The sequence below is a fragment of the Actinoplanes lutulentus genome (assembly GCF_003259845.1).
GTDB lineage: Bacteria > Actinomycetota > Actinomycetes > Mycobacteriales > Micromonosporaceae > Actinoplanes > Actinoplanes lutulentus.
Genome location: NZ_QLMJ01000001.1, coordinates 237,735 through 263,914 on the forward strand (window position 1 = coordinate 237,735; position 26,180 = coordinate 263,914).

The following is a 26,180-nucleotide window of genomic DNA, read 5'->3' on the forward strand; positions in this document are numbered from 1 at the left end:
AGCTATTTGACCGCGATCCTCCCGGCCCGGCTCGCTGCGGCGATGACCGGGTCGGTCTCGTCGTCGAACTGGCCGATCACCTGCTCCAGCAGGTCTTCCAGAGTGACCAGGCCGACCACCCCGGTGCTGTCCGAGACCAGCGCGAGCTGACTGCGGCCCTGACGCATCGCCGCGATCGCGTTGACCACGCTGGTGTCCGCCGGCAGCGGCAACGGAGGCGACATCAGCGTCGACGCCGTCGCCGGGTCACCGGAGCTGGTCGCCCGCGCCGCGTCCCGGACGTGCACCACGCCGACGATCGACCCGGATTTCTCGGTCACCGCGAGGCGGGACCGGCCGGTCTCGATGCTGCGCAGCTCGACCGCGCGGGCGTCGGCGTCGCCGTCGACCGACACGATCCGGCTGGTCGGGACCATCACCTGGCTCAGCTCGGTCGACTGCACCGCGAGCATCGCGGTGAGCAGCTCGTGCTCGGCGTCGGCGATGGTGCCGTGGTCCTTCGACGTCTGGAGCAGCATCCGCAGCTGTTCCGGGTTGTGCACCTGGGCCAGCTCGTCCTGCGGGGTCACCTTGACCAGGCGCAGGCAGGCGTTGGCCAGGCCGTTGAGCGCGGAGAGGACCGGGCGCAGGACCGTGGTGAACCCGACGAACGGGATCGCCAGCAGCTGCGCCGAGCTCTCCGGGTGGCTGATCGCCCACGATTTCGGGGCCATCTCGCCGATGACCACGTGCAGGAAGCCGACCAGGGCCACGGCCAGGATGAACGCGATCGCGTACGCCGCGCCCTCCGGCAGGCCCACCGCGGTGAACACCGGTTCGAGCAGGTGGGCGACGGTCGGCTTGGCGAGCGCACCGAGGCCCAGCGTGCACAGGGTGATGCCGAGCTGCGCGCCGGCCAGCATCATCGACAGCTTGCGGGTGCCGGCCAGCGCGACCCGCGCGCCGCGGGACCCCTCGCCGGCGGCCTGTTCGAGCCGGTGCCGTTTCGCCGCGACCAGCGCGAACTCGGCGGCCACGAAGAAGCCGTTGAAGGCGAGCAGCAGGAATGAGATCGCCAGGGCCCAGGTGGTGCTCATGCGTTCACCTCGCGGTCCTGGTGCGCACGGATCACGCTGAGCGCGATCCGGTCGGGCACGTGCCGGCGGACCGCGAGCACGGTCAGCGTGGCGACGCCCTGCGGCTGCGGCACACCGTCCTCGTCGACCAGCGGCGGCAGCTCGACGTCGAGCTGCTCCAGCGCCGACGGCAGGTGGCCGAGGCGGGAGAGGATCAGGCCGGAGACCGTGTCGTACTGGTCGTGGTCGGGCAGGCGCACGCCGGTGGCCTGGGCGATCTCGTCGACCCGGGCCCGGCCCGGGATCGTCCAGGAGCCGTCGGGGTCCTGCTCGATGACCGGTTCCGGCAGGTCGTCCTCGTCGTGGATCTCGCCGACCAGTTCCTCGGCGACGTCTTCCAGGGTGATGATCCCGGCGAAGCCGCCGTACTCGTCGACCACGATCGCCAGCTGCCGGTGCGCGGCCTTGAGACGATCCAGGACCTCCGGGAGGCGGGCCGACTCGGGCAGGGCCACGGCTTCGGTGGCGAGGTCGCGTACCGGCGTGGTGGCGCGAGCGGAAGGCTCGAGGGTGACCACGTCCGCGATGGAGACGACACCGATCACGTCGTCGACGTCGTCACCGATCACCGGGAACCGGGAATGGCCGGTGTCCAGCAGCTCGACGACGCGGGATGCGGGCTCGTCGGCGTGGATGGTGGTGACGTCCACCCGGGGGCGCATCGCCTCGGCCGCGGTCAGGGTCCGGAAGTCCAGGCCGTGGTCGAGCAGCTGGGCGGCCCGCGCGTCGAGACCGCCGTGCTGCTCCGCCGCGGCGATGATGCGGTCCAGGTCCTCCGAGGTGGCGCCCTGCGGTAGCTCCTCGATGGGCTCGATGCCGATCGCTCGAAGCAGCCGGTTCGCGGTGGCGTCGAAGACGCGGATCAGCGGGCCGACAGCGGTCAGATAGATCAGGGTGGACCGGGACAGCGACCGGGCCAGGGCCTCCGGTTTGGCGATCGCCAGGTTTTTCGGCGCCAGCTCACCGAGCACCATCTGTACGACGGTCGCGAAGGTCAGCGCGAACACCATCGAGATCGAGGTGCTGACCGATTCCGGTATGCCGGTGGCGCCGAGCAGGTCGGCGGTGCCCTGTCCGAGAAAGGGCTCGGCCACGTAACCGGCGAGCAGCGCGGTGACGGTGATGCCGACCTGGGCACCGGAGAGAACGAAGGAGAGGCGAGAAGTGACCTTCAGGGCCCGCTCGGCGGCGGCGTCCCCCTCGTCGGCCATCGCCTTGAGCCGCTCCCGGTCCACGGCCACGTAGGCGAACTCCTGCGCCACGAAGTAGCCGGTTGCCGCGGTGAGCAGCACGATCGTAAGAACACCAATAAAGATCAGCACCGGGTCATCCCCGGCCTAGTACTCCAGCCGTCGGCTGATTCATGACTCACAAATCGGAACTTATCAGGTACGGCTGAACGGTTCCTGAGGGCTTCCTGGGCGGGTCTACCCCACCGGAGACCGGGTGGGGTGGTGGATACTCGACGCGGCGAAGACGCTGAATCAGGAGGATTGCGGGTGGTGGTGTCCGACAACGGCGACGGCGAGGACTGGGCGTGCACGCTGCACGCCATGTGGACCTCCGTCGCCATGATCGGCGTCCGGGATGAACTGGCTGAACTCGTGCTCCCGCCGCTGCTCGCCCAGCCCGGGGTGGCCGGTGTCTGGGGGCTTCGGCACGCTGACGGTGGGGTCGTCATCGCGTACCGATGGGCCGGTCTTGATCTTGAGGGTGAGCGGCGCGGCGTGGCCGAGCGCATCGCCGCCGATAAAAGCACGGAAATCGCGGCGGACGCCGATCTGCGCGCGCTGGGCGTGACCCGGGTGCTGAAGGCGCACCTGGAGGTCGGTGGCGAGCCGTCCGGGACGTTCATGCTGCTCATCGACGACACGGCGGACGCCGGCGTGCTCGCCGGACGGCTCGCGCAGGTTGTCGACGTGACCCGCGAAGCGCTGCGCAGGCTGGCCGCCGGGCGGCTGGAACAGCAGCAGCACATCCGGGACGCGCTGCTCGCCGAGGCGTCGCTGCAGATGGACGCGGTCCTCGACACCACGCAGACGATGAACCGGATCCCCCGGATGGCGGTCCCGGCGATCGCCGAGGGCTGCCTCGTGTACGTCTACGACGGCGGCAAACCGGTGCTGCGCAGCTCGGTGCACGTCGACAGGCGGCGGCTGTCCGCGATGCTCGCCGACCCGGCGACGGTGGACCGGCTCGCCACGATCGCGCTGGAGGCCGCGTCGGGTGTACCGGATTTCGACGGGACCGTCATGAACCCGCAGGTGCTGCGGGCCCGTGGCCGGGTGATCGGCGTGCTGATCTTCCTGTTCGACCGGGAGCCGGAACGGATCCCGCCGGTCGCGTTCCTGCGCGACATCGCGTCCCGGGCCGCTCTCGCGATCGACAACAGCACACTGTACGAGCAGCGGCGCGACGAGATCATGACCCTGCAGCGTCACCTGTTGCCGTCCCGCCTGCCGTCCGTCGAGGGCCTGTCGATCGCGGCCTCCTATGCGGTCGGCGACCAGCACCTGGAGGTCGGCGGCGACTTCTACGACGTGGTGGTCCGCGACGACGGCACGGTGGCCGCGCTGATCGGCGACGTCTGCGGCCGTGGCGTCGACGCGGCGGCGCTGACCGGGATGGCCCGGCACACCCTGGCCGCCCTGGTCGACGAACGGCTGCCGGCGTCGCGGGCGATGAGCCGCCTCAACGCGCGGCTGCGGCTCGACGGCTCCTGGCGGTTCGTCACGGCCGGCGTCGCCATGCTGCGCCCGGCCGGCGAGAACTTCGACGTGCAGTGGCTGTCCGCCGGGCATCCCGCCCCGATCCTGCTGCGCCGCGACGCCCCGCCACGACGGGGCCGCGGCGGCGGTGTGCCGCTCGGCATCCTGCCGGAACCGCGTTTCGGCCGGTCCCGGGTGCGGCTGGCGCCCGGCGACACCCTGGTGATCTTCACGGACGGGCTGACCGAGAGCCGGGACCCGCAGGGCCGGATGTTCGAGGACGGCGCGCTCACCGAAACCCTCGACCAGCTCCGCGACGCACCCGTGGAGACTCTCGTCAACGAGCTGAGCAGGGCGGCGGCCGCTTACGGCGACGCGCGCGCCGACGACATCGCCGTGCTGGCCATCCGGGTGGAGCTGCCGTGACCGATCTTTTCGTGGTGGAGGACTCACCGGAGGACACCGAGGCGATCGCCCGAGCGATCGGCCGGTCACATCCGGACGTGCGGATGGAGTTCTTCCGCTCCGGCAGCGAGGTGCTGCCCCGGCTCACCGAGCCCGGTGCTGACCTGCCGAGCATGGTCCTGCTCGACCTCAACATGCCCGGGGAGAGCGGGCTCGACGTGGTCCGGCACGTGCGGGCGCAGCCACACCTGGCCGGGCTCACCCTGGTGGTGTTCACCTCGTCGGAGGAGCAGGCCGAGGCGGACGCCTGTTACGCGGCCGGCGCCGACAGCTACATCTACAAGCCGCTCAACTTCGCGCTGTTCCAGAGCGTGCTGAGCCGGACGCTGGATTACTGGGGGTCGCGCCCCTCCGGGAACGTCGCTCTCACCGTCGTGCCGCCGCCCGGGGACTCCTCGGCCCAGACCTGACCGCCGTGCCGCTCCACGATCCGGCGCACGATCGCCAGACCGGCGCCCGAGCCGTCTTTCGGCCCGGTCGGCGGGTGCAGCCGGCGGAACAGCTGGAACGCCTGTTCCCGCAGGTGGGCGGGCATGCCGATGCCGTTGTCCCGGACGAAGAACCCGTCGTCGACGCCGATCTCGACCCGGCGCGGCTGTTCCGGCTGGGCGTATTTCGCGGCGTTGACCAGCAGGTTGATCAGCACCTGGTCGAACATCATCGGATCGGCGTGCACTGTGGCGCCCTGGTCCGGCAGGATCACCTCGACGTCGGCCTCGCGCAGCCGCGGCCCGGCCACCTCCAAGGCGCGCAGCGCGGCGTCACGCAGCCCGACTGTTTCGCTCTGCACCTCGGTGCGGCCCAGCCGTGAGTAATAGAGCAACGCGTTGAGCAGCTCGTCCATCCGCTCGGCCAGCCGCTGGATGGACGCCAGGCGGCGGGTCGTCACGTCGTCCATGCCCTCGGCGTCCTCGACAATGAAGGTGGCCGTGTTGGCGATGCCGCGCAACGGCTCCTTCAGGTCGTGGGCCGCCGCGTGCGCGAACGAGTCCAGGTCGACGTTGCTGCGGGTCAGCTCGGCGTTCAGAGCCGACAGCCGGCGCGCGTTCGCCAGGGCCGAGGCCATCATCGCCCGGCCCAGCTCGGCCGCCATCACGAGATCCGTCGTCGACCAGGGCATGCTGTGGCCGCGTACCGACGCCAGGAACACCGCGGTCGAGCCGCGCGGGGTCAGACGGCGGCCGTGCGGGCCCATCGTGATCGGCCGGCTCGGGTCGGTCGCCCAGCGGCGGGCGACGGTGCGCTCCGCGCGTACCCAGACCACGACGTCGCCCTCGGCTCCGGAGCGCAGCGCCAGCACACCGGCCGGCCCTTTTTCCGGCATGTCCGCCAGGTCGTCGGCCAGGCACTCGCTGCTCCAGATCTCCCCGGCGACCGTGTCCGGCAGCGCCGCCAGCAGGGCCGCCGCCGCCTCCGGACCCAGCCCGTCGCCGTGCACCGTCAGGTCCCCGTTGGTGCGGACCAGCACGGCGTCGCAGTCCATCAGGTCCTTCAGCCCGGCCGGCTGCAACGGCTCGTCGGCGAGCAGCCCGGCGATCACCTGACGGGACCGTTCCCGGGCCGACGTCACGTCGTGCTCGCGCAACGACGCGAGCTGCAGCGACAACGCCACCCCGAAGAACTCACAGGCCGACCGGACCGGCGGGCTCAGCTCCTTGCGAGCGCGCCCGTGACAGGCGATCAGGCCCCACAGCCGGCCGCCGGAGAGCAGCGACACCGACATCGACGAGGTCACCTCGATGTTGCGCAGGTACTCCAGATGAAAATCCGAGACGGTACGCAGAACCGACATCGACAGGTCGAGCGGCTCGCCGGTGTCCGGCAGCACCTCCGGCACCAGCCGCGCGGTCTCGTCCTCGACGTCGGCGATCACCCGGATCCAGTTGTGTTCGTACAGCCGGCGCGCCTGCGGCGGGATGTCGGTCGCCGGGAACCACAGCCCCAGCCACGGCTCCCAGCCGGCCGCCACCTCCTCGGCGATCACCTCACCCGGGCCGTCGGCCGACTCGAACCGGTACGCCACCACCCGGTCGTACCCGGTGATCGCCCGGATCTCCCGGACCGCCTCCTGGCAGGCCTCGGCAACCGTGCCGGCCCGCTGCAACCGCACCAGGGCCTGCCGGACCGGCGCGTACGCCGAAGCGAACTCCCCCGCCGGGCTGGCCGGCTCGAACTCCAGCACCAGCAACCCGTCGGCGCGGTGCACTGTCACGTCGAAACGGCGGCCGCTGCCCACACCGCCGAGCTCGACCGGCATCATCGCGGTCTGCCCGGTGTCGGCGTCCGCGAGCGCGGCCAGCGTCGCCATCTGCCAGTCGGTGAGCAGCCGGGTCACCGCGCCGCGCGGCTCGGGCACACCCAGCACGGTCCCGGCGTTCTCGCTGGCCACCACGATCTTGCCGTCCCGCACGCCGATCAGGGCACCGTACGACTGGACGCCGCCCAGCTTGTGGATCGGCTCACGCACACAGGCGGAGACGTCGAAGGTGTCGTCGACCTCACGTTCGGCCGCGACGACCCGGTCGGGCAGCCATTGGTTCACCTGTCTGACCTTATCTTCGCCCGCGGGTCTTTTATGCGGAGACGCCGGCCGCGCACGGCCGGCGTCTCCACGAAGAGTCAGCGCAGGCCGGACTCGATCGCCTCGATGATCCGTGGCCGCAGCTCGGCCGCCTCGATCACCGCGTCCACCGAACCGACCTCGACCGCGCGCTGGATGCTGTGCACCCGGTCGAACTCGGCGGCCACCTCGTTCAGCTTCTCGGCACGCACCGACGACCGCAGACCGTCCAGCTCGGCGAGCAGCGCGCTGCGCTCGGTGCCGGTCGCCTGCGCGGCCCGTGTCTCCAGGTCACGCACCCGGGCGTCGGCCGCGGTACGCGCGTTCACATCCCCGGCGAACACCACGGCCGCGGCCGGGGCGCCACCGAGCACCGAGGCGAACGAGCCGTTCACCGCGAGCACTGTCATGTTCTCGTTCAGTGCCTTCGAGAAGACCACGAACGCGCCGCCGTGGTACCGGGAGATCACGCAGAAGACGATCGGACCGCGGAAGTTGACGATGCCGCGGCCGATCTCCGCGCCGTACTCCAGCTGGAGCTTGCGCATCGACTCCGGCGAGCCGTCGAAGCCGGAGAGGTTCGCCAGCACGACGAGCGGCCGGTTGCCGGACGCCGCGTTGATCGCCCGCGCCGCCTTCTTCGACGAGCGGGGGAACAGCGTGCCGGCCGTGTAGGTGTCCGGGCCGTCGGTGGGCGGGAAGCCCCGCCGGGTCACCGACTGCGACTCGATGCCGAGCAGGCAGACCGGGATGCCGCCGAGGTGCACGTCCTGCACCACGGCCGTCTCCGCGTCGGCCATGCCGGCCCACCGCTCCAGGACCGGGTGGTCCTGGTCGGAGACGGCACGCATGACCGTACGGATGTCGAAGGGCTTCTTGCGGTCCGGGTTCGACGCGACCGAGAAGATCTCGCCGACCGTGGTGAAGTCGCTGCCGGCCACCGTGTGCGGGAAGTCCCGGACGTCCCGGTCGACCGGGTCGGTGCTGGACACCCGCCGGGGCCCGCTCTCGCCCGCGGCGACGTAGGTGTGGTCGTAGTGCGACATCAGCACCGCGGTGGCCGCGACCAGGTCCGGCGCCCAGTACTGCGCCTGACCGTTCGGGCCCATCACCCGGTCGTACCCGCCGATGCCGAAGTTGTCCTCGGCGGAGACACCACCGGAGAAGTCCAGCGACTGCTTTCCGGTCAGCACCATCGCCGAGTCCGGGGTCATGATCAGGACACCCTTGGTGTGCATGAGCATCGTGGCCTCGGCGTTCCAGTACGGCTGGGCGCCGACGTTGATGCCGGCCACCACGATGTTGATCTCACCGCCGTCCTGGGTGAACTCGACGATCCGCTTGAGCGCGGCGGCCACCCAGTCCATGTTCTCGGTGCCGGATTCCATCGAGATCCGGGCGCCGGCGGAGAGGGCGTACCACTCCAGCGGGACGTTCTTGGCGGCAGCCAGGTCGAGAGCCGCGATGATCCGGCGGCACTCCGGCTCGGAGAGCGCGCCGAGCGCCTTGGTCGGGTCGCCGAGCAGCAGGACCCGGGTGACACCCTCCGGGTGCCGGATGGTCCGGGTCTTCACCACACCGGCGACGATCGCCGCGGAGTTGCGGCCCTTCGGGCGGTTAACCGGGACCAGCACGTTGTCCGCGTCCAGGTCGTGCTCGACGAACTCGCCGAGCATCCCGGTCAGTTCGTACGGGTAGACGGTGTTGCGCGCCGCGGCCCGCTGCACCTTCTGCTGGTAGTCGTCGAGCGGCTCGACCGGCTCGACCGGAGGCGCGCCCACCGAGAACTCGGGGCGTCCGGTCGGCCCGAACGCGATCCGCAGGGCGATCTTGCTGAGCGAGCCGGCGTCACGCTGCCGCCCGATGAACAGGATCTCCTGCAGGCCCGCGCCGGCCGCCCTCGGTGCCAGCCGCTGGGCGATCATGTTCAGCTCGGCCACCGTCAGCTCGATCGCCGGCCAGACGTGGATGACGATCCGGTTGCCCTTGAACGCCGACTTCGCCGGACGCTGCGACTGCACGCGCCGGATCGAGTCGAGGCAGCTGGCCACCACGTCCTCGGCGGTCGGCAGGGCCACCAGACGACCCTCGTGGTCGCGGAACTCGGTGAGGTCGCGTACCTGGGCGAGCGCGACGAGGCGCTGGTCGGACTGGTTCTCCCGGGCCACCGCCTGGAAGAGGTGTACCTCCTCGTCGACCGACGGCAGGCGGGTCAGCTCGAACTGCGAGAGCCGCTCCAGCTGCAGACGGGTCGCGATGTACGGGTGCAGGCCCCGGATCAGCCGCTCCTCGGCCATCCCGTCCCCGGCGGGCCGGAACGTGAAGTGGTGATGCGCCACCGCGCCGTGCCGTCCGGCCACCGCGATGGTGATCCGGCGTACCTGCTCCGGCAGTGTCGCCGCGCTGACCACTCCGTGCAGAGCGGTCGCCATCTCGTCGGCGGAGGACGGCTGGCTCTCCCAGCCGAGGTAGACGTCGGCGACGACGTCACCGGCACGGGCCAGGTCGGCCAGCCCGCTCAGGGCGTTGGCCAGTTCCTCGTATCGCACCGCCGTGGAGACGACCCGCAGGTCGGTACGCTCGGCCACCACGAACGCGCAGCCGGCCACCTCCCGGGTCTGCACGCCGATGAGGCCCTTGTTGCCGTAGTAACGGCGGGTCAGCACCTCGAGCATCACCGAGTTGTCGACCGGGCGGCCGAGCCGCTGGCCGAGCAGCCGGATCAGCGGCTCGGTGCTGCGGACCATCTCGGCGATCCGCTCGGCGCGGTCCGGCGCGGCCGGGTTCGCGTCGAGGTGACGCAGGTGCTTGCGGATCCCGGCGTAGACCAGGGCGCGGTTGCGGCGCAGCAGCGGCTGGCCGAACCAGGCGAACACCACGCCACGGGCCAGGTCGGCGAGGACCGGGAATCGGACCTGGGTCGCCGAGATGACCCGCTCCAGGGCGAGACCGGCCGGCTCGTGCAGCGCACCGTCCGGCGGCGGCTCCCGCAGCCAGGAGCGCAGCAGTGTCGCGACGACGTTCGCGTCGGTGGCGGCCCGCTGCTGGGCCAGGAAGATCCGGAACACCGCGGCTTCGAGCTCCGGCGTGCGGTCCAGCTCGCTGACGCCGTAGTGCCCGAACGCCTTGCTCAGCTTCGCCTTGAACGTCTCGGGCAGACCGGCCCGCTCCACGTCGAGGCTCTGCAGGTAGGTGTGGAAGTACTCCCGGGGGCTGTGCACCCGGCTGTCGCCGCCGCTCTCGTCGCCGGCCGCGCGGTTGCGGCTCAGCTCGGCGAGGTCGGCGAAGACCTCCAGCAGGTCGAGCTCCTCAGCGAGCGGCCGGGCGCCGCTCGACACCGCCGCGGTACGCGCGGCGACGTAGTCACCGAGCACCCGGCGGTTGTCGTGCGGGTCGACGTCGAAGCCGAGCAGCAGGCTGCGCAGGTCACGGTGTCCCCGGACGGCCCGCTCGCGGGCCGAGCCCTCACCCGGCTCGGCCGGCAGGTCCAGCTCGACGGCCTCGACGACCTCGGCCTCCTCCGCCTCGTCGGCCGCGATCGGCTCCAGGCGCAGCAGCGGCGCGCCCGCGTCGACCTTGCTGCCGACCGAGACGACGAGCTCCTTGAGCCGGCCCTTGAAGGGGGCGCGGAGAACCGCCTCCATCTTCATGGCCTCGAGGACGAGCACCGGCGCGCCGGCCTCGACCTCGGCGCCGACCTCCAGCGGGGTGGCGACCACCAGCGCCGGCATCGGGGAGCGCAGCACGCCGCCCTCGTCCCGGCTGATCCGGTGGGTGACCCCGTCGACCTCGACCACGTGTGTCGACTTGTGGGTGCCGGTGAGCAGCCGGTACCGCACGTTGTTGACCCGGATCTGGCCGGTGTGCCGGTCGAACCGGTCGAGCTCGACGTCGGCGACCCGCTCCTCGGCGCCCGAGTCGATGCCGACCCGGAAACGCTGCGGTCCGACCCGGGCCACCCGCACCTTGTACGTGACACCGCGCAGCTTCAGGTCGAGCGGGCGCCCGCTCTCGTGCTGCACCTGCGGACGGCCACCGAACGCGGTGGAGAGCAGCCGTTTCTGCTCGGCCTGCTCCTCCTCCTGGTAGACCTCGATGGCCGCGGCGGTCAGCGCGACGGCGGAGTGCCGGTTGGAGACGAGGCGGCCCTCGCCGCGTACCCGGTCGATCCAGCCGGTGTCGGCGCTCGCGTCGATCACCTCGGGCTGGTGCAGCAGGTCGAGGACGAAGCTCTTGTTGGTGGCGCCACCCTCGATGACGACCATGGTCTCGGTCATCGCCCGGCGCAGCCGCCCGAGAGCCTCGTCCCGGTCCCGCCCGTACGCAATGATCTTGGCAATCATCGAGTCGAAGTCGGCGGCGATGGTGTCGCCCTCGCTCACGCCGGTGTCGACCCGGATGCCGGGACCGGCGGGCAGGTCGAGGCGGGCGATCCGGCCCGGCGCCGGCGCGAAGTCACGGTCCGGGTCCTCGGCGTTGAGCCGGGCCTCGATGGCGTGACCGCGCTCGACCGGCGGCTCACCCTCCAGGCGGTTGCCGGACGCGACCCAGAGCTGCGCCTTGACCAGGTCGAACCCGGTGGTCGCCTCGGTGATCGGGTGCTCCACCTGGAGGCGGGTGTTGACCTCCAGGAAGGCGAGCAGGTCGTCGCCGGGGTGGTAGAGGAACTCGACGGTCGCGGCGCCGCGGTAACCGACCGCGACGGCGAGCCGCTCGGCGGAGGCCTTCAGCTCGGCGGACCGCTCAGCGCTGAGGACCGGCGACGCCGACTCCTCGATGACCTTCTGGTTGCGCCGCTGCACCGAGCAGTCGCGGACGCCGAGCGCCCACGCGGTGCCCTGGCCGTCCGCGATGACCTGGACCTCGACGTGCCGGGCGCCGGTGACCAGGCGCTCCAGGAACACGATGCCGCTGCCGAAGGCGCGAGCCGCCTCCTGGCTGGTCCGCTCGTAGACATCGGTCAGCTCGTCGGCGCTGCGGACCACGCGGATGCCCCGGCCGCCGCCACCGGCGGTCGCCTTCAGCATCAGCGGGTAACCGATCTGGTCGGCGGCCTCCTTGGCGGCCTCCAGCGTGGCGACCTCGCCACGGCTCCACGGCGCCACCGGGACGCCGACCTCCTCGGCGATCAGCTTCGAGCCGATCTTGTCGCCGAGCTTGCGCATCGCGTCCGGGCTCGGGCCGACGAACGTCACGCCGACCCGCTCACAGAGCTCGGCGAACGCCGGGTCCTCGGCGACGAAGCCCCAGCCGACCCACGCGGCGTCGGCCTTCGTCTCCACCAGGGCGCGCTCCAGGACCTTCAGGTCCAGGTACGGCCGGGCGGCCGCCGGACCCAGGTCATAGGCGACGTCGGCCTCGCGGACGAACGTGGCGTGCCGGTCGACGTCGGTGAACAGCGCGACGGTTTCGATCGGAGTCCCGGTCTCCGCGGACAGGTCTCTGGCCGCGTGGATGAGGCGCATGGCCGCCTCACCACGGTTGACGATCACGATACGACGGAACACCGAATCGAACCCTTTCTCTTTCCTGGCATCGGCCGGCGGCCTGCTCTGATGCGAGCTGGTGACGACCGGTCCGGACTGTAGTAAACCGTGCCCGCCGGAAGGCCTTCAGATTTCTTGCCTACTCGTTAGTAGGACATTCCTTGAAAGCGTCCCCGGCCTCTGATTCAACGACTGTCGCCACCCTCCGACTCTATGCGTCCTCCGGCGTTTCATCGACAGCCATGCAATCAGCCCATTGACAAGGCGAGAAGCGGATCCTAACGTCGGCGAAAACGTTTTCGGTGTTTTCGTGTTTGCTCAGGAGCGCCCGATGAATCAGGGTCCCGTCCTCCCCACCAGCCAGGCGCTGTCCACCCTCCGGCCCCTGCCCGCCGACGCGGTCCAGCTCACCCCGGGCGGTCTCCTCGGCGACTGGCAGGCCACTTTCGAGGCCCCTTCCGAGGTCTCTCCTGAGGTCTCCCCTGAGGCCTTTTTTGAAGCCGCTCCGGGCCAGCCGTCCCAGCATCCCGGCACCGAATCAGCGCTGGTCGAGCTCTACCGGCAGACCGGCCATCGCCCCCACCTCGACCTGGCCGCCCGCCTGCTGGACAACCGAGGCCACAGCCGCCTGGACCCCGGCGAATTCGGGTCGGCGCACCACCAAGACCATGTGCCGCTGCGCCAGGCCACCGCGGTCACCGGCCACGTGCTCAGCCAGCTCCAACTGCTCGCCGGCGCCGTGGACGTGGCCGTCGAGACCCGAGACCTCGCACTGCTCGCCGCGGCCGAACGCCTCTGGGAGTCCGCACAGACCTCCCGCACCTACCTCACCGGCGGCCAGGGCTCCCGGCACCGCGACGAGTCCTTCGGCGATCCCTACGAGCTGCCGCCCGACCGCGCCTACGCCGAGACCTGCGCCGCGATCGCCAGTTTCGGACTGTCCTGGCGCCTGCTGCTGGCCACCGGCGACGTCCGTTACGCCGACGAGATGGAACGCGTCCTGCACAACGGCATCGCCGCCGCCGTCTCCGTGGACGGAAAGTCGTTCTTCCACACCAACCCGCTGCAGACCCGCACCGGCCGAACCCGCACCCCCGCGACCCCCGGCGCCTGCTGCCCACTCACCCTCGCGCGTCTCATGACCTCACTGCATGGGTACGCCGCCACCGGCGGCCCGTCCGGACTACACATCCATCTGTACGGGTCATCCGCGATCAGTTCCGGAAACAGAACCGTGGAGGTCGACACCCGGTACCCCTGGGACGAACAGATCACCGTGACCATCACGGCCACCGACGCCGAACCGTGGGCCCTCGCCCTGCGCGTACCCACCTGGTGCACCGATCTGCGCCTGACGATCAACGGCGCCCCCGCCCCGGCCCGCCGCCTGGTCGAGAAGGGATATCTGCGCCTGCACCGGGCCTGGCACCCCGGCGACCAGATCACCCTGACCCTGGCCATGCCGGCCCGCCGCATCACCGCCCACCCTCGGGTGGACGCCACCCGAGGCACAGCGGCCCTGGTCCGGGGCCCACTGGTCTACTGCCTGGAGGAGGCGGACCTCCCGACGACGGGCAAGCTGGCCGGTGCGGCCCTGGAGGATCTGGAGCTGGACCAGTCCGCACCGCTGGCCGTCGCCTATCACACGTCCGGCATCTCCCCGGTGACGCTGCAGGCCCCGGTCCGCCTCCGCCCACCGGCAGCCGAGGCCCCGCTGTACCGCCCGCTGCCCGCCGCCGCGAACGTGAGCCCGACAGCAGCGGTGGCGACGGCGATCCCCTACTTCCTCTGGGCCAACCGCACCCCAGGCCCGATGCGGGTCTGGCTCCCCCTGTCCCCCAGCCACCGCCCCTGACCCCCGCCCGCTGTGTGTCGAGTTGAGGGGCGTACCGAACCCGAAGTCGACACACACGCCCTGGCCTGCGCGATCTCGGGGGCAGGGTCAGCAGTCGCTCAGGATGGGGTGGTTCAGCTCGGCGGTTACCACCAGGTCGGCTCGGTTGCGGGTGGCCTCGACCAGCGTGGCGTTGTGTTCGTCGGTGCCCTCGGCCCAGGCGATCGCGTCGGCGGCGTCCTTACCGAACATCATGTGGCGGCGGACCAGCCGGCGCATGCGCTCGCCGGAGTCCAGGTCGACGTACCAGATCTCGTCGAACATCTCGCGGACCCCGGACCAGCGCGGATCGTCGAGCAGCAGATAGTTCCCCTCGCTGACGATCAGCCTGGTCGACGGGGGCACCGGGATCGCCCCGGCGATCGGTTGCTCGAGGGTGCGCTCGAAGCTTGGGGCGTACAGAATCTCGTCCTGATCCTGGCGGAAGCGGCGCAGTGAGGCCGCGTACCCGAAAGCGTCGAAGGTCTCGGGAGCGCCCTTGCGCGACCGGAGGCCGAGGCGGTCGAGCTCGATGTCGGCCAGGTGGAAGCCATCCATCGGCACGTGCGCGACCCCTTCGCCGAGTGCTCTGATCAGCGCTTCGGCGAGGGTGGTCTTGCCGGCGCCGGGCGGGCCGGTGATGCCGAGGACCGCGCGGCGGCCGTTGCCGGTCAGCGCGCGGGCCCGGTCCAGCAGGTGGTTCATCGTGGGCACGCCGTAAGCATGGTGGCGATGTACGCGCGGGCGTGCCGGGCCAGGTCCTCGCCGTCGCTCCAGAGGTTCCGCCAGATCGCCAGGTCGTTGGAGAGGCCCTCCATGACGACGGCGGACGAGAACGACTCGAACGTGATCGGGCCGGTGTATCCGACGTCGCCGAGCGCGTGGAAGAACGACGTGAAGTCGAGGTGCCCGGAGCCGAGGTAGCCACGGTGGTTCTCGCCGATGTGCACGTATCCGAGGCGGTCGCCGACCTCCAGCACCGGGCGTACGAAGTCGTCCTCCTCGATGTTCATGTGGTACGTGTCGAGGTGGATCAGGACGTTGTCCTCGCCGATGTCGTCGGCCAGGCGCAGCGCGTCGTGGGCGGTGTTGATGACGTTGGTCTCGTACCGGTTGCAGATCTCCAGGCCGAGGGTCATGTTTTTCGACCGGGCCTCTTTGGCGAGCTGTCGCAGGACGGTGACGACGTTGCGGCGTCCGCTGTCGGTGAGCGGCGCTGAATACTTGCCGAGGGCACTGTAGAGAGCACCGGTGAAGATTTTTCCGCCGAGGCCGTAGGTGAGCGCCAGCGAGTCATGCAACAGTTTTTCACCTTTTTTCACGACATCCAGGTCTTCACTGGATACATCGGCATCGAACGCCAGTCCCCGTGAGCAGGCGATCTTCAGGCCGGCGTCGTCGAGTGCGGCCCGCGCATCGGCGACATCCAGATTCAACGAGTCATGCAGCGACAACTCCAGCAAGTCGAACCCGGCGAGCTTGCTCTGCGCCACCGCGTACCGGACCGACGCCGGCGACGTGTCGCCCGTCCAGACCAGAGCGTGCACACCGATCGGATTCTCAGCCATTCTTAGCTCCCGTGATCAGGGCGACGATCTCTTCGCCGCTGGTTGCCTCGGTGCGGCGCCCGCCGACACAACGGCCGGCGCGCATCACCCACACCTGGTTGGACAGGCGCATGACCTGCGCGAAGTTATGACTGATCAGCAGGACGGCATGCCCCTCGTCGCGCAGCCGCAGGATCAGCTCCTCGACCCGCGCGGTCTCCTGGACACCGAGCGCCGCGGTCGGCTCGTCCATGATCACGAGCCGGGAGCTGAAGCTCGCCGCCCGGCAGATCGCAACGGCCTGCCGCTGCCCGCCGGAGAGCCGGCGGACCCGGTTACGCACCGCGGGGACGTTGACCGCGAGGGTGGAGACCATCTCCTTGGCCTGCCGCTGCATGCCGCGCTTGTCGAGCACGGCGAACGGCCCGATCCGGTGCACGAGCTCCCGGTTGAGGAACAGGTTCTGCCAGACGGTCAGGTCCTCGACCAGGGCCAGGTTCTGGTGCACGGTCTCGATGCCGGCTTCGCGGGCTTCCTCGGGGTTCTTGAAGTGCAGCGGCTCGCCGTCGAGCGAGATGGTGCCGGACTGCGGGCGGTGGATGCCGCTGATGCAGCGGACCAGGGTGGACTTGCCGGCGCCGTTGTCGCCGACGAGTGCGGTGATCTCGCCCTTGTTGATGGTGAGCGAGACATCGACGAGAGCGCGCACGCTGCCGAAAGAAAGGGAGACACTGTCAACATTGATCATTTCTGGAACCTCGTCAGGAGAGCGGCCAGAACCACGACCAGGCCGACGGCCAGCGGCTGGTAGAACTGCGAGACACCGAGCAGCGTGAGCCCGTTGGTGAGCGCGGTGAGCAGCAGCGCGCCGATCACCGGACCGAGGATCGTGGCCCGCCCACCGAGCAGGCTGACCCCGCCGAGCACCACGGCGGCCACCGAGTTGAGCAGGAACGACGTGTTCGAGGCGGGTTCAGCGGCGCCGACCCGGGCGATCAGCAGGATCGCGCCGACACCGGCGAGCAGCCCGGCGATCGTGTAGACCGCGATCTTCACGCGGCCGGTGCTGATGCCGGTCGCGGTGGCCGCCTCAGCGGATCCACCGGTCGCCAGCACATGCGTGCCGAACCGGGTCCAGAACAGCAGCCCGTGCGCCGCGACCGCGATCACGATCGCGATGATCACCGGCCAGCCGAAGATGCCGATGCCGCCGGTGGCGAGCTTCAGCAGGAACGTGTCGACGATGGTCACCGGCTTGCCATCCGCCAGGATCAGCGCGGCACCGGACGCGGCCGACAGCATGCCGAGCGTCACGATGAAGTCGGTGATCCGCCCCTTCGCGATGATCAAGCCGTTGGCCAGCCCCGCGAGACTTCCCGCGACCACAGCGCCAAGACAAGATCCGATCAAGCCCCACCCCATCGTGTACGCCTGACCGAACACGACCGCCCCGAGCGTCATCACCGAGGCGACCGAGAGATCGATGCCTCCGGTGGCGACCACGAACGTCTGACCGACCGCGAGAATGACCAGGATGGCCGCGGCAACAAGCATCGACGCGATGTTGCCGCTGCTCAGGAACGTCGGGTTGAGGATCTGGAAGACGACGACCAGCAGGACCAGGCCGACGGCGGCGGCCCACTCGGCCCAGAAACCGAGATCGGTGAGCCGGTGTTCTTTCTTGGCGGGGAGCACGGCTGCGGCGGTCATCGCTCAGCCGATCAATGACGTGAACGGGTCGGCGTACTCGCCGAACGGCTTCGGGGTGGCGGCGAGCGCCTTGTCGGCGTTCTCCTTGGTGACCACCTCGACCGGTGCTTCCACGCTGGCCGGCAGGGTGGCGCCCTTCGCGGCGGCCTGGCAGGCCTCCATGCCCATCTGCCCGATCGCGTACGGGTACTGCGCCACGACCGCGTCGACCTGCCCGGCCTTCACGGCTTCCAGGGCGTCCTTGATGCCGTCGACGCTGATCACCTTGACCTGGCCGGTCTTGCCGGCGGTGGCGACGGCGCGGGCCACGCCGAGACCCATGTCGTCGTTGGCGACGAAGAACCCGGCGAGATCCGGCTGGGCACGCAGGATGTTGGTGGCCTGGGTGAGCGCTTCCTGGCGTTCCCAGTTCGCCGCGACCGTCTGAACGAGCTCAAGCTTGCCGGTGACAGCGGTGGTGAATCCCTCGACGCGGGCGCCGGAGGTGACGTCACCGGCGGTGCCGCCGATGGCGGCGACCTTGCCGCCGCCGGGCAGCAGGGTCAGCATCTGCTCACCGGCTTTCTGCCCCGCCGAGACGTTGTTGGTGCCGATGTACGTGGCCGGTGTCGCGTTTGCCGCCTTCGCCGCCTCGGCGTCCACCGGACTGTCGATGTTGACGATCGTCTTCTTCTGCGCGGCGAGCTGCGCGATGCCCTGGATCAGGTTGGTGCCGGAGATCGGGTTGACGATGTAGCAGCCGAAGTCCTGCCCGGCCAGGCCGGTGAGCTTGTCGGCCTGCCCGGTGGTGTCGCTGATCGAGTTGGCGGCCTGCACGGTGACGGTGGTGCCGGACGTCTTGGCCTGGTCGTTGATGCCCGCTTCCATGCTCTGGAAGAACGGGTTGTCGAGACCCTTGATGACCGCGGCGACCTTCGCGTCGCCACCGGCGGTCGTGCCTTCATCGCCTGAGCCGCAGGCGGAGACGAGTACGAGGGCGGCGACAGTGGATCCGGCCGCTATGCACCGACGGGTTCTACCCATGGGAGGGGTCCTGTCTATGTGTCGTTGGGGTTACGTCGATTGAAAGGCCGACTTATGACGGCTGTCAAGCAAAAGTTGGCGACCTTTCGTTTGATGGATGAACGTAATAGGATCGCGGCGTGTCCATGACCGCGTCGCCCCTAGCCGTCGCAGCCGGTCTCGGCGACGTCCTGCAGCTCTTCCGGACCCAGCCGACCCTCACTCGCGCCGATGTCATGGCGCAGACCGGGCTGTCCCGATCGACCGTCAACCAGCGGCTCGACGCGCTGCTCGGCGCCGCCCTGGTGGTGCCGAGTGGTGAGGGCGCGCCCACCGGCGGCCGCCCGGCCAGCCGGTTCGCGTTCAACAGCGACCGCGGCGTGCTGCTGGTCGCGGACATCGGGGCGAGCGGCATGCGGATCGCCCTGTGCAACCTGCGCGGCGAGGTACGCCACGAGCGCGAACAGGACATCGACGTCGCCGACGGCCCGTCACCGGTGCTCACCGCCGTGGACAGCGCGTTCCGGGCGCTGCTGGCGTCGGCGGGCTGCGACCCGGCCGACGTGCACGGCATCGGCATCGACGTGCCCGGCCCGGTCGACTTCGACAGCGGCCAGGTGGTGAGCCCGCCGATAATGAGTGGCTGGGACCGATACGACATCCCGGCGTGGTTCACCGGCCGCTACGACTGCCCGGTCCTGGTCGACAAGGACGTCAACGCGATGGCCGTGGGCGAGCACCGCAGCGTCCACCCGCACGTGCGCCAGCTCCTGATGATCAAAGCAGGCACCGGCATCGGCGCCGGCATGATCATCGACGGCGGCGTCTACCGGGGCGCCGACGGCGCGGCCGGCGACATCGGCCACATCCAGCTCTCCGTGGTCCCAGATCGCCTTGCCGGGCCCGGGCCACTCGCAGGCTCCGGGCTTGCGGGCTCTGGGCTCGCAGGCCCCGGGCTCGCAGGCCCCGGGCTCGCAGGCCCCGGGCTCGCAGGCCCCGGGCTCGCAGGCCCCGGGCTCGCAGGCCCCGGGCTCGCAGGCCCCGGGCTCGCAGGCCCCGGGCTCGCAGGCCCCGGGCTCGCAGGCCCCGGGCTCGCAGGCTCCGGGCTTGCGGGCTCTGGGTTTGCGGGCTCCGGCACCCGGTCGGCCTTCGGCGGCGAGGGCGAGCCGGTCTGCCGCTGCGGCAACACGGGCTGCGTAGAGGCGTACGCCGGCGGCTGGGCCCTGGTCCGCGACCTGACCGAGGCGGGCCGCAACGTGCGTACCGTCTCCGACGCCGTCGCCCTGATCCGCACCGGCGACGTGACAGCGGTCCGCCTGGCCCGCCGAGCGGGCCGCATCCTCGGCCACGCCATCGCCGACTCGGTGAGCCTGCTCAACCCGAGCGTCGTCGTGGTCGGCGGCCAGCTAGCCGAGATCGAGGAGCAGTTGTTCGCGGGCATCCGCGAGATGGTCTACCGCCGCTCCCTACCGCTGGCAACCCGAAAACTGACCATCGTCGCGACAACGCTGGGCCCCCGTTCAGGCCTGGTGGGCATGGCCCTGCTGCTGGCCGACAGCATCTTCGCACCCCCAAGGGTGGAGACCCTGATAGCCCGCCAATAACCCCCGGCACCCCCGCGCGCCGCCGCCCACGCACCCAACCCGCCGCCCGCACACTCACGCCGCCGCCCACCCCGCGCGCCCACGCCGCCGCACACCCCGCGCGCCCACGCCGCCGCACACACGTGCCCAGGCCAACGCCCGCGCGTGCCCACACCGCCGCCCGGGGGTGCCCACACCGCCGCTCGCATGCCTAGGGTGCCGCCCGCGCGTGCCCACACCGCCGCCCGCGCGTGCCCAGGCCACCGCCCGCGTGCCCAGGCGACCGCCCACGTGCGTGTCGATTTCCGGTTCAATACGCACCCGAACTCGACACGCACCCCGTGGAGACGCCCGCTCGTGTCGGCTTCAGGCGCGGGCCGAACCGAAAATCGACACGCACACAGGCCGCACCCTCCCAAGGCAGCGCCAGCCGTAGCGGAGACCCGTTATCCGTCGGTATTTCCGTGGCTGGCCTACGGCTCGCGGCGCCGAACCGTAGCGGGGGCACGCTATGGCCTGGGCTTTCGGTGTCTGAGCTACGGCTCGCGCGCCGGCCCGCCTTTCGGGACAAATCTTGTGAGGTTTCGCCGCCCCGGCAACCACAACCTCACAAGATCGCGCGGAAAGCCGCCTGCCCGCCTGCCCGCCTGCCCGCCTGCCCGCCTGCCCGCCTGCCCGCCTGCGGATCTTGTGAGGTTTCGCCGTCCCGGCAACCACAAGCTCACAAGATCCCGCGGAAGGCCGGCGGCACCACCTGCCCGCCTGCCTGCCCGACTGCCCGACTGCCCGGCGGCGGTTCTTGTGCGGTTTCGCCGCCCCGGCAACCACAAGCTCACAAGATCGCGCGGAAGGCCGACGGCACCACCTGCCCACCTGCCCACGTGCGAATCTTGTGCGGTTTCGCCGCAACGGCAACCACAAGCTCACAAGATCGCGCGGAAGGCCGACGGCACCACCTGCCCACCTGCCCACGTGCGAATCTTGTGCGGTTTCGCCGCAACGGCAACCGCAACCTCACTAGATCGCGCGGAAGGCCGGCGGCACCGCCTGGCTGGCTGGCTGGCTGGGGATCTTGTGCGGTTTCGCCGGGGCGGCAGCCACAAGCTCACAAGATCTGTGTGGAGAGGGCGGGCGGTGCGGTGCCCTGGGGGAGGCGGTGCGGTGTTTGTAGGGCGGGCGGGGCGGTGCGGTGCGGGAGGCGGTGCGGTGTTTGTAAGGCGGGCGGTGCTGGGTCTGCGGGAGGCTTGCGGTGTTTGTGCCGGTTCGTGTGGTGGGGGGTTGGTGCGGCGGGGAGTGATAGGAGGAGGGCGTGACCATTTGCTCAGGTCGCTCGGTGCGGGGAGCGTAGCGAGCCCGCGCCGGGCCCTCGGCGGGAGCGGCGGTCTGTACCCACCGCCCCGCTGCGACCTGAAGTTGATCTTGAGGGGTTTTTAGAGGCCTAGTTTTCCGGTTCCGGCGCCTGCGGTGACGATCGATTTCACCGCGCTGGCCGTGTCGAGGGTGTAGGAGTACGGGATCGCGTTGACCGTGCCGTTCGTGGCCGGCGTGCCGGAGTTGACGAAGTGGTTGTTGCGCTGGACCAGGTTGCCGTTGGGGGATGTGCCCTGGGCGAGGGTCGTGGGGCGGGATACGTTTTCGAAGTAGTTGCCCTCGACCAGGACGCCGGCCTCGGTCGTGGAGGCCACGCCATAGCTGGTCACGCCGTCGTAGTAGTTGTTGTAGACGTGGACCGGGTTGCCGAAACGGACGCGCGGGTGGCGCTGGTTGGTGCCGTCGAACCAGTTGTGGTGGTAGGAGACGCGCAGCTTGCCGCGGTCGCCGGTGTTGTCGTCGGCCGAGCCGAGCAGCATGGTCTTGTCGTGGCTGCGGGTGATGTTCCAGGAGACGGTGACGTAATCCGAGGCGAGCCGGATGTCGACCAGGCCGTCATACGCCGATGAGAACGTGTTGTGGTCCACCCAGACGTGGTGCGAGCCGTCCTGGATGTTGACGGCGTCGTCGCTGGAGCCGGTGAAGTTCAGGTTCTGGATGATGACGTTGCTGACGCCGGAGAGGGTGAGTCCACCGCCGCTGAGACCCGAGCTGGAGCCGACGCCCTGGATGGTCTTGTTCGAGGCCACCCGGTGCATGCCGGTCAGCGCGATCGTGCCGGAGATCTTGATGATGCGGGCATCGGTGGCCTGCAACGCGCTGTCCAGAGCGGAAGCGGTGGTCACGGTGGTGGTCGAGCCGCCCGCGCCGCCGGTGGTGCCGGCGCCCCAGCCGACCGCGCCGGACGCGGCCGCGCCGACCTGCGTGAACGCCCACTGCTTGTTCGAGTTCGCCGTGCAGGTCTCCTGGATGATCGCCGCGCCGGAAGCCGTTGACGCGTCCTTGTCGCTGACGCAGAGGCCGCTGTTCACGTTGATGATCTGGAAGGTGTTCGTGCCGCTGGCGGCCAGCCGGAACTGCTGATTGGTCTGTGAGGCCACGCAGCCCCACTGCTGCAACTGGACGCCGGAGCTGGTCGAACCGGCCGGGACGTCGATGCATTTGCCGCTGGAGATGTTCTGCAGCAGGTAGTTGGATCCGGCCGCGACGAGCTTGAACTGCTGCCATTTCGCGCCGTCGGTGCAACCCCACTGCTGGAGCAGGGCGCCGTTGGCCGCCGAGGCGCCGGGTACGTCGATGCACTTGCCGCTCTTGGTGACCTTGAGCGTGTAGGTGGCGCCGGTGGCGGGGAGGACCGCGGCGTCCGAGGGCAGGATCGACCAGCCGATGAGGGCGAGCGGGACGATCAGGAGGAGCGCGAGCTTTCTCACGGGGGACTCCTTAATGAAGGGGATACCCGGTAGATGTGGGATCGCTCCCATCGACAACAACAAACCTGCAACTAATTTGGCCCGGATGTTTCTTGCTGGTTAATCGATGCGGCTCTATCGTTCGTCAGGAAAGCGCTTTCCTGCACCTCGACGACATCCCCAAGCTTGAGTGAGGCATGCATGAAACGAGCACTTGCGATCAGCATCGGCACGGGCCTGGTTGCCGCCGCCGCCCTGGCCCTCCCCCTGGCCCAGGCGAACGCGGCGGCCGTCGGGAGCGCCACCGGATTCGCTGCGGCGAACGGCGGCACCACCGGTGGCAATGGCGGAACGACCGTCCGGGCGACGACCGGCACCGCGATCCACACCGCCCTCTGCACCCGGGCCAGCGCCAGCACCCCGATCACCATCGAGGTCGAAGGCACCATCAACCACGGCAACACGGCGAAGGTGTCCGGCGACAGCTGCAACACGGCGGCCGGCGTGATCGAGCTCAAGGAGATCAGCAACGTCACGATCATCGGGGTGGGCGGCGGGGCGATCTTCGACCAGCTCGGCATCCACATCCGGGACTCCAGCAACATCATCATCCAGAACGTGACGGTGCGGAACGTCAAGAAGTCCGGCTCCCCCACGTCCAACGGCGGCGACGCCATCGGCATGGAGAGCACGGTCCGTAACGTCTGGGTGGACCACGTCACCCTGGAGGCGTCGGGTGGCGAGTCGGAGGGTTACGACGGACTGTTCGACGTGAAGAACGACGTCGAGTACGTGACGCTGTCCTACGCCATCCTGCGCAACTCCGGCCGTGGCGGTCTGATCGGTTCGAGTGAGACCGACACCGGCAGCGGGAACATCACGTTCCACCACAACAAGTACGAGAACATCGACTCGCGTACGCCGTTGCTGCGGGGCGGGATCGCGCACATCTACAACAACCACTACGTCAGCCTGAACGAGTCCGGGATCAACTCGCGGGCCGGCGCGAAGGCCAAGGTGGACAACAACTACTTCGAGGACTCGAAGGACGTGCTCGGCACGTTCTACACCGACGCTGCGGGATATTGGCAGGTCAGCGGCAACATCTTCGACAACGTGACATGGTCGTCGCCTGGCACGGACAACAACCCGGCCGGCCCGAACCCGGTGTCGAACACGACCGTGAGCGTGCCGTACTCGTACACGCTGGACAACGCCAGCTGTGTGCCGTCGATCGTGGCGCTGACGGCCGGCGCGAACAAGGGGATCAAGACGTCGACGGGGACGTGTTCGACGACGTCGCAGCCGTCGAGCAGCCCGACGACAAGCCCGTCGACGAGCCCGTCGACGAGCGCTAGCCCCAGCCCTTCGACGAGCACGAGTCCGACGAGCCCGTCCGGCACCAACCTCAGCATCGGCGCCGGTTCGGACGGCTCCAGCAAGGCGAGCGGCACGAGTTACGGCAACGTCCGCGACGCCAACCTCGCCACGTACTGGTCGCCCAACGGCACCACCGGCGACATCTCGATCAAGTGGGACGCTGCCAAGACGATCTCGCGCATCAACATCCGCGAGACCAGCGGCGGCGGCGCGATCGGCGCGTACCAGGTACTCAACGGCGCCACCGGCGCGGTCCTGACCAGCGGCTCCGGCTCCGGAGTCATCTCCTTCACCGCGACATCAACCACCAAGATCACGTTCAAAATCAACAGCGCCTCGGGTACGCCCAGAGTAGGCGAGTTCGAAACCTACGCCTCCTGACAGGTGTTGCCTCGTCGGCCCGCCCGGTCTCCACCGGACGGGCCGGCGCCGCGTTACGCCACGATGTTCCACTGCTGGCAGGCGTTGCCGAGGGACGCCCACTGGCGGACTGCCACGCCGTCGCCGGTGCCGCAGTTCGTCACGTCGAGGACCAGGCCATTGCCCCGGTTGGCGATCAGATAGCCCCCACTGATCGGCGTGAGGCTCCACTCCTGGCAGGCGTTGCCCAGCGACGCCCACAGGTCCACGGCCGTCCCGTTCGCCGCGCCGCAGTTCACCGAGTCGAGGACCGTGCCGCTGTTGGCGTTGGTGATCCGGTAGTAGTTACTTGTCGTCTTCGTGAACGTCCACTGCTGGCAGGCGTTGCCGAGCGACGTCCACTGCTGGATCGCGGTCCCGTTGGCGGTGCCGCAGTTCTGCGCGTCGAGCACCTTGCCGCTGGCCTGGTTGACCAGGCGATAGCGGGTGCCGGAAACCGGGAACGACACGCTGCCACCCGGATCACCGGCCGGAGCCGTCAGCGACGTGGAGAGTTTGTCCGGGGTGCCGAGGTTCGGCGTGCCGTCGGAGTTCCAGCTCACCTTCTTGATCCGGGTCGTGCGGGTGGCGCCGCAGCCCTGCGCGGTGGTCTCGTTCGCGTGGTACGCCATCCACGTCTCACTGCCGTCCGGCGAGGTGAAGAACGAGTGGTGGCCGGGGCCGTACACGCTGTTGGCGTCGCTGCGCTGGAACAGCGGGGTGCTCTTCTTCGTCCACGACGACGCGGCCAGCGGGTTGCTGCCGGTCAGGGTCAGCATGCCGATCTTGTAGTCGGGGGTGTTGCAGGAGCTGGCCGAGAACGTCAGGAACGTCTGCCCGTTGCGCTGCAGAATGTACGGGCCCTCGTCGGTGTTGCCGCCGACCTTCTCCCAGTCGTACGTCGGGTAGGAGATCCGGGTTCCGTACGCGGAAACCGTCCACGGGTTGCTCATCGGCGCGATGAACAGGCTCTGCAGGTCGCCGACCCAGGACGAGTAGAGGAAGTAGTTCGTCCCGTTGATCGTCGCGACGCTGCCGTCGATCGCCCAGCCGTTGCCGGCCTGGACGTTGAGCTGACCCTTGAACGTGTACGGCCCCAGCGGGCTGGTGCCGGTGCTCTCCAGCACGAACGACCGCTGACCGTCACAGCAGGCGGTGGTTCCTGCCGAGTAGTAGAGGTACCAGCGGGTCCCGTTCGGGCCGGTCAGCTTGTGCATCGACGGCGCCCACACGTTGCAGCAGCTGGCGGCTGCCGTGCCGGTGTAGACGACGGTCTCGGTGGCGCCGGGCAGCGCCGCCACCGAGGTGGCCCGCTTGATCACAACCTGCGAGTTCCAGGTCGTGGCGGCCACGTAGTAGTAGCCGTTGTCGTACCCCATCCACGGGTCAGCGCCGTACGGCGCCTGCGCGACCGGGTTGGTGAACGCGACGGCCGCCTCGCTCTTGCGCGGCTGGAGGACGACCGCGGTGAGGGCCGCGGCAATCATGAGGATGACGACGAGGCCCGCCCGGAGACGGCGGGGTATCGCAAGGGACATGGGGATGTTCCTTCCATGAGGACGGTTGCAACCC

General features: G+C 69.8%; 16 protein-coding genes. 5 read left to right on the forward strand and 11 right to left on the reverse strand.

All coding sequences use genetic code 11. The features are described 5' to 3' along the window. Positions 1-2 precede the first annotated feature (2 nt). Both B0I29_RS00940 and B0I29_RS00945 read right to left on the reverse strand, forming a co-directional pair. Entirely contained in the window at positions 3-1,076 is a 1,074-nt protein-coding gene (locus tag B0I29_RS00940; protein ID WP_111646870.1) for a hemolysin family protein, read from the reverse strand. Then, a complete protein-coding gene (locus B0I29_RS00945) occupies positions 1,073-2,437 on the reverse strand; it encodes a hemolysin family protein (RefSeq protein ID WP_111646871.1) in 1,365 nt (454 codons plus the stop codon). Before B0I29_RS00945 ends, B0I29_RS00940 begins: the two co-directional genes overlap by 4 nt. 177 nt (positions 2,438-2,614) lie before the next feature. Between B0I29_RS00945 and B0I29_RS00950 the strand changes: the two genes are divergently transcribed. Together B0I29_RS00950 and B0I29_RS00955 are read left to right on the forward strand one after the other, a co-directional pair. Continuing rightward, positions 2,615-4,249: a PP2C family protein-serine/threonine phosphatase gene (locus B0I29_RS00950; RefSeq protein ID WP_111646872.1), complete on the forward strand. Its 1,635-nt coding sequence runs from the start codon at positions 2,615-2,617 to the stop codon at positions 4,247-4,249. Further along, positions 4,246-4,698: a response regulator gene (locus tag B0I29_RS00955; protein ID WP_111646873.1), complete on the forward strand. Its 453-nt coding sequence runs from the start codon at positions 4,246-4,248 to the stop codon at positions 4,696-4,698. The genes B0I29_RS00950 and B0I29_RS00955 overlap by 4 nt, the downstream gene beginning before the upstream one ends. Here the strand turns inward: B0I29_RS00955 and B0I29_RS00960 are convergent. Next, positions 4,620-6,830 (reverse strand): ATP-binding protein, encoded by a 2,211-nt coding sequence (locus tag B0I29_RS00960; RefSeq protein WP_111646874.1) that lies wholly within the window; start codon positions 6,828-6,830, stop codon positions 4,620-4,622. The genes B0I29_RS00955 and B0I29_RS00960 overlap by 79 nt on opposite strands. Positions 6,831-6,907: 77 nt before the next feature. Beyond that, the gene (locus B0I29_RS00965; protein WP_111646875.1) at positions 6,908-12,355 is read right to left on the reverse strand and encodes an ATP-binding protein; all 5,448 of its coding nucleotides are present in this window, start codon (positions 12,353-12,355) and stop codon (positions 6,908-6,910) included. Positions 12,356-12,665: 310 nt separating this feature from the next. Between B0I29_RS00965 and B0I29_RS00970 the strand changes: the two genes are divergently transcribed. Then, complete coding sequence (locus B0I29_RS00970; RefSeq protein WP_111646876.1) at positions 12,666-14,189, forward strand: glycoside hydrolase family 127 protein; 1,524 nt, start codon at positions 12,666-12,668, stop codon at positions 14,187-14,189. An 87-nt stretch (positions 14,190-14,276) separates the two neighbouring features. Here B0I29_RS00970 and B0I29_RS00975 read toward each other — a convergent pair whose 3' ends face one another. The 5 genes from B0I29_RS00975 to B0I29_RS00995 are packed head-to-tail and all read right to left on the reverse strand — an operon-like array spanning position 14,277 to position 18,487. Continuing rightward, positions 14,277-14,912, reverse strand: coding sequence for a nucleoside/nucleotide kinase family protein (locus B0I29_RS00975; protein ID WP_220091269.1), 636 nt, complete (start codon positions 14,910-14,912; stop codon positions 14,277-14,279). Continuing rightward, on the reverse strand, positions 14,909-15,775 hold the full coding sequence (locus B0I29_RS00980) for a sugar phosphate isomerase/epimerase family protein (RefSeq protein WP_111646878.1): 867 nt from the start codon (positions 15,773-15,775) through the stop codon (positions 14,909-14,911). Before B0I29_RS00980 ends, B0I29_RS00975 begins: the two co-directional genes overlap by 4 nt. Further along, complete coding sequence (locus B0I29_RS00985; RefSeq protein WP_111646879.1) at positions 15,768-16,502, reverse strand: ATP-binding cassette domain-containing protein; 735 nt, start codon at positions 16,500-16,502, stop codon at positions 15,768-15,770. The genes B0I29_RS00980 and B0I29_RS00985 overlap by 8 nt, the downstream gene beginning before the upstream one ends. Further along, the gene (locus tag B0I29_RS00990; protein WP_111646880.1) at positions 16,499-17,464 is read right to left on the reverse strand and encodes an ABC transporter permease; all 966 of its coding nucleotides are present in this window, start codon (positions 17,462-17,464) and stop codon (positions 16,499-16,501) included. Before B0I29_RS00990 ends, B0I29_RS00985 begins: the two co-directional genes overlap by 4 nt. A gap of 3 nt (positions 17,465-17,467) precedes the next feature. After that, the gene (locus tag B0I29_RS00995) at positions 17,468-18,487 is read right to left on the reverse strand and encodes a substrate-binding domain-containing protein (protein WP_111646881.1); all 1,020 of its coding nucleotides are present in this window, start codon (positions 18,485-18,487) and stop codon (positions 17,468-17,470) included. Between the two features lie 125 nt (positions 18,488-18,612). Here B0I29_RS00995 and B0I29_RS01000 point away from each other — a divergent pair, with 125 nt between their 5' ends. Beyond that, positions 18,613-20,070, forward strand: a complete 1,458-nt coding sequence (locus B0I29_RS01000) for an ROK family transcriptional regulator (RefSeq protein WP_111646882.1) — start codon at positions 18,613-18,615, stop codon at positions 20,068-20,070. A gap of 1,409 nt (positions 20,071-21,479) precedes the next feature. Here B0I29_RS01000 and B0I29_RS01005 read toward each other — a convergent pair. Continuing rightward, positions 21,480-22,850 (reverse strand): pectate lyase family protein, encoded by a 1,371-nt coding sequence (locus B0I29_RS01005; protein WP_245972106.1) that lies wholly within the window; start codon positions 22,848-22,850, stop codon positions 21,480-21,482. Between the two features lie 180 nt (positions 22,851-23,030). On the opposite strand from B0I29_RS01005, the gene B0I29_RS01010 reads away from it, so the two are divergent. Continuing rightward, on the forward strand, positions 23,031-24,590 hold the full coding sequence (locus B0I29_RS01010) for a pectate lyase family protein (RefSeq protein ID WP_111646884.1): 1,560 nt from the start codon (positions 23,031-23,033) through the stop codon (positions 24,588-24,590). 53 nt (positions 24,591-24,643) lie between these two features. Here the strand turns inward: B0I29_RS01010 and B0I29_RS01015 are convergent, their stop codons facing one another. Next, positions 24,644-26,146, reverse strand: coding sequence for a family 43 glycosylhydrolase (locus tag B0I29_RS01015; RefSeq protein ID WP_111646885.1), 1,503 nt, complete (start codon positions 26,144-26,146; stop codon positions 24,644-24,646). Positions 26,147-26,180 lie beyond the last annotated feature (34 nt).

What these genes read in the sequence shown, in the direction of transcription:
- B0I29_RS00940 (WP_111646870.1), bottom strand. Translation starts at nt 1,076, where the DNA reads ATGAGCACCACCTGGGCCCTGGCGATCTCATTCCTGCTGCTCGCCTTC.
- B0I29_RS00970 (WP_111646876.1), top strand. Translation starts at nt 12,666, where the DNA reads ATGAATCAGGGTCCCGTCCTCCCCACCAGCCAGGCGCTGTCCACCCTC.
- B0I29_RS00975 (WP_220091269.1), bottom strand. Translation starts at nt 14,912, where the DNA reads ATGAACCACCTGCTGGACCGGGCCCGCGCGCTGACCGGCAACGGCCGC.
- B0I29_RS00980 (WP_111646878.1), bottom strand. Translation starts at nt 15,775, where the DNA reads ATGGCTGAGAATCCGATCGGTGTGCACGCTCTGGTCTGGACGGGCGAC.
- B0I29_RS00985 (WP_111646879.1), bottom strand. Translation starts at nt 16,502, where the DNA reads ATGATCAATGTTGACAGTGTCTCCCTTTCTTTCGGCAGCGTGCGCGCT.
- B0I29_RS00990 (WP_111646880.1), bottom strand. Translation starts at nt 17,464, where the DNA reads ATGACCGCCGCAGCCGTGCTCCCCGCCAAGAAAGAACACCGGCTCACC.
- B0I29_RS00995 (WP_111646881.1), bottom strand. Translation starts at nt 18,487, where the DNA reads ATGGGTAGAACCCGTCGGTGCATAGCGGCCGGATCCACTGTCGCCGCC.
- B0I29_RS01000 (WP_111646882.1), top strand. Translation starts at nt 18,613, where the DNA reads ATGACCGCGTCGCCCCTAGCCGTCGCAGCCGGTCTCGGCGACGTCCTG.
- B0I29_RS01010 (WP_111646884.1), top strand. Translation starts at nt 23,031, where the DNA reads ATGAAACGAGCACTTGCGATCAGCATCGGCACGGGCCTGGTTGCCGCC.
- B0I29_RS01015 (WP_111646885.1), bottom strand. Translation starts at nt 26,146, where the DNA reads ATGTCCCTTGCGATACCCCGCCGTCTCCGGGCGGGCCTCGTCGTCATC.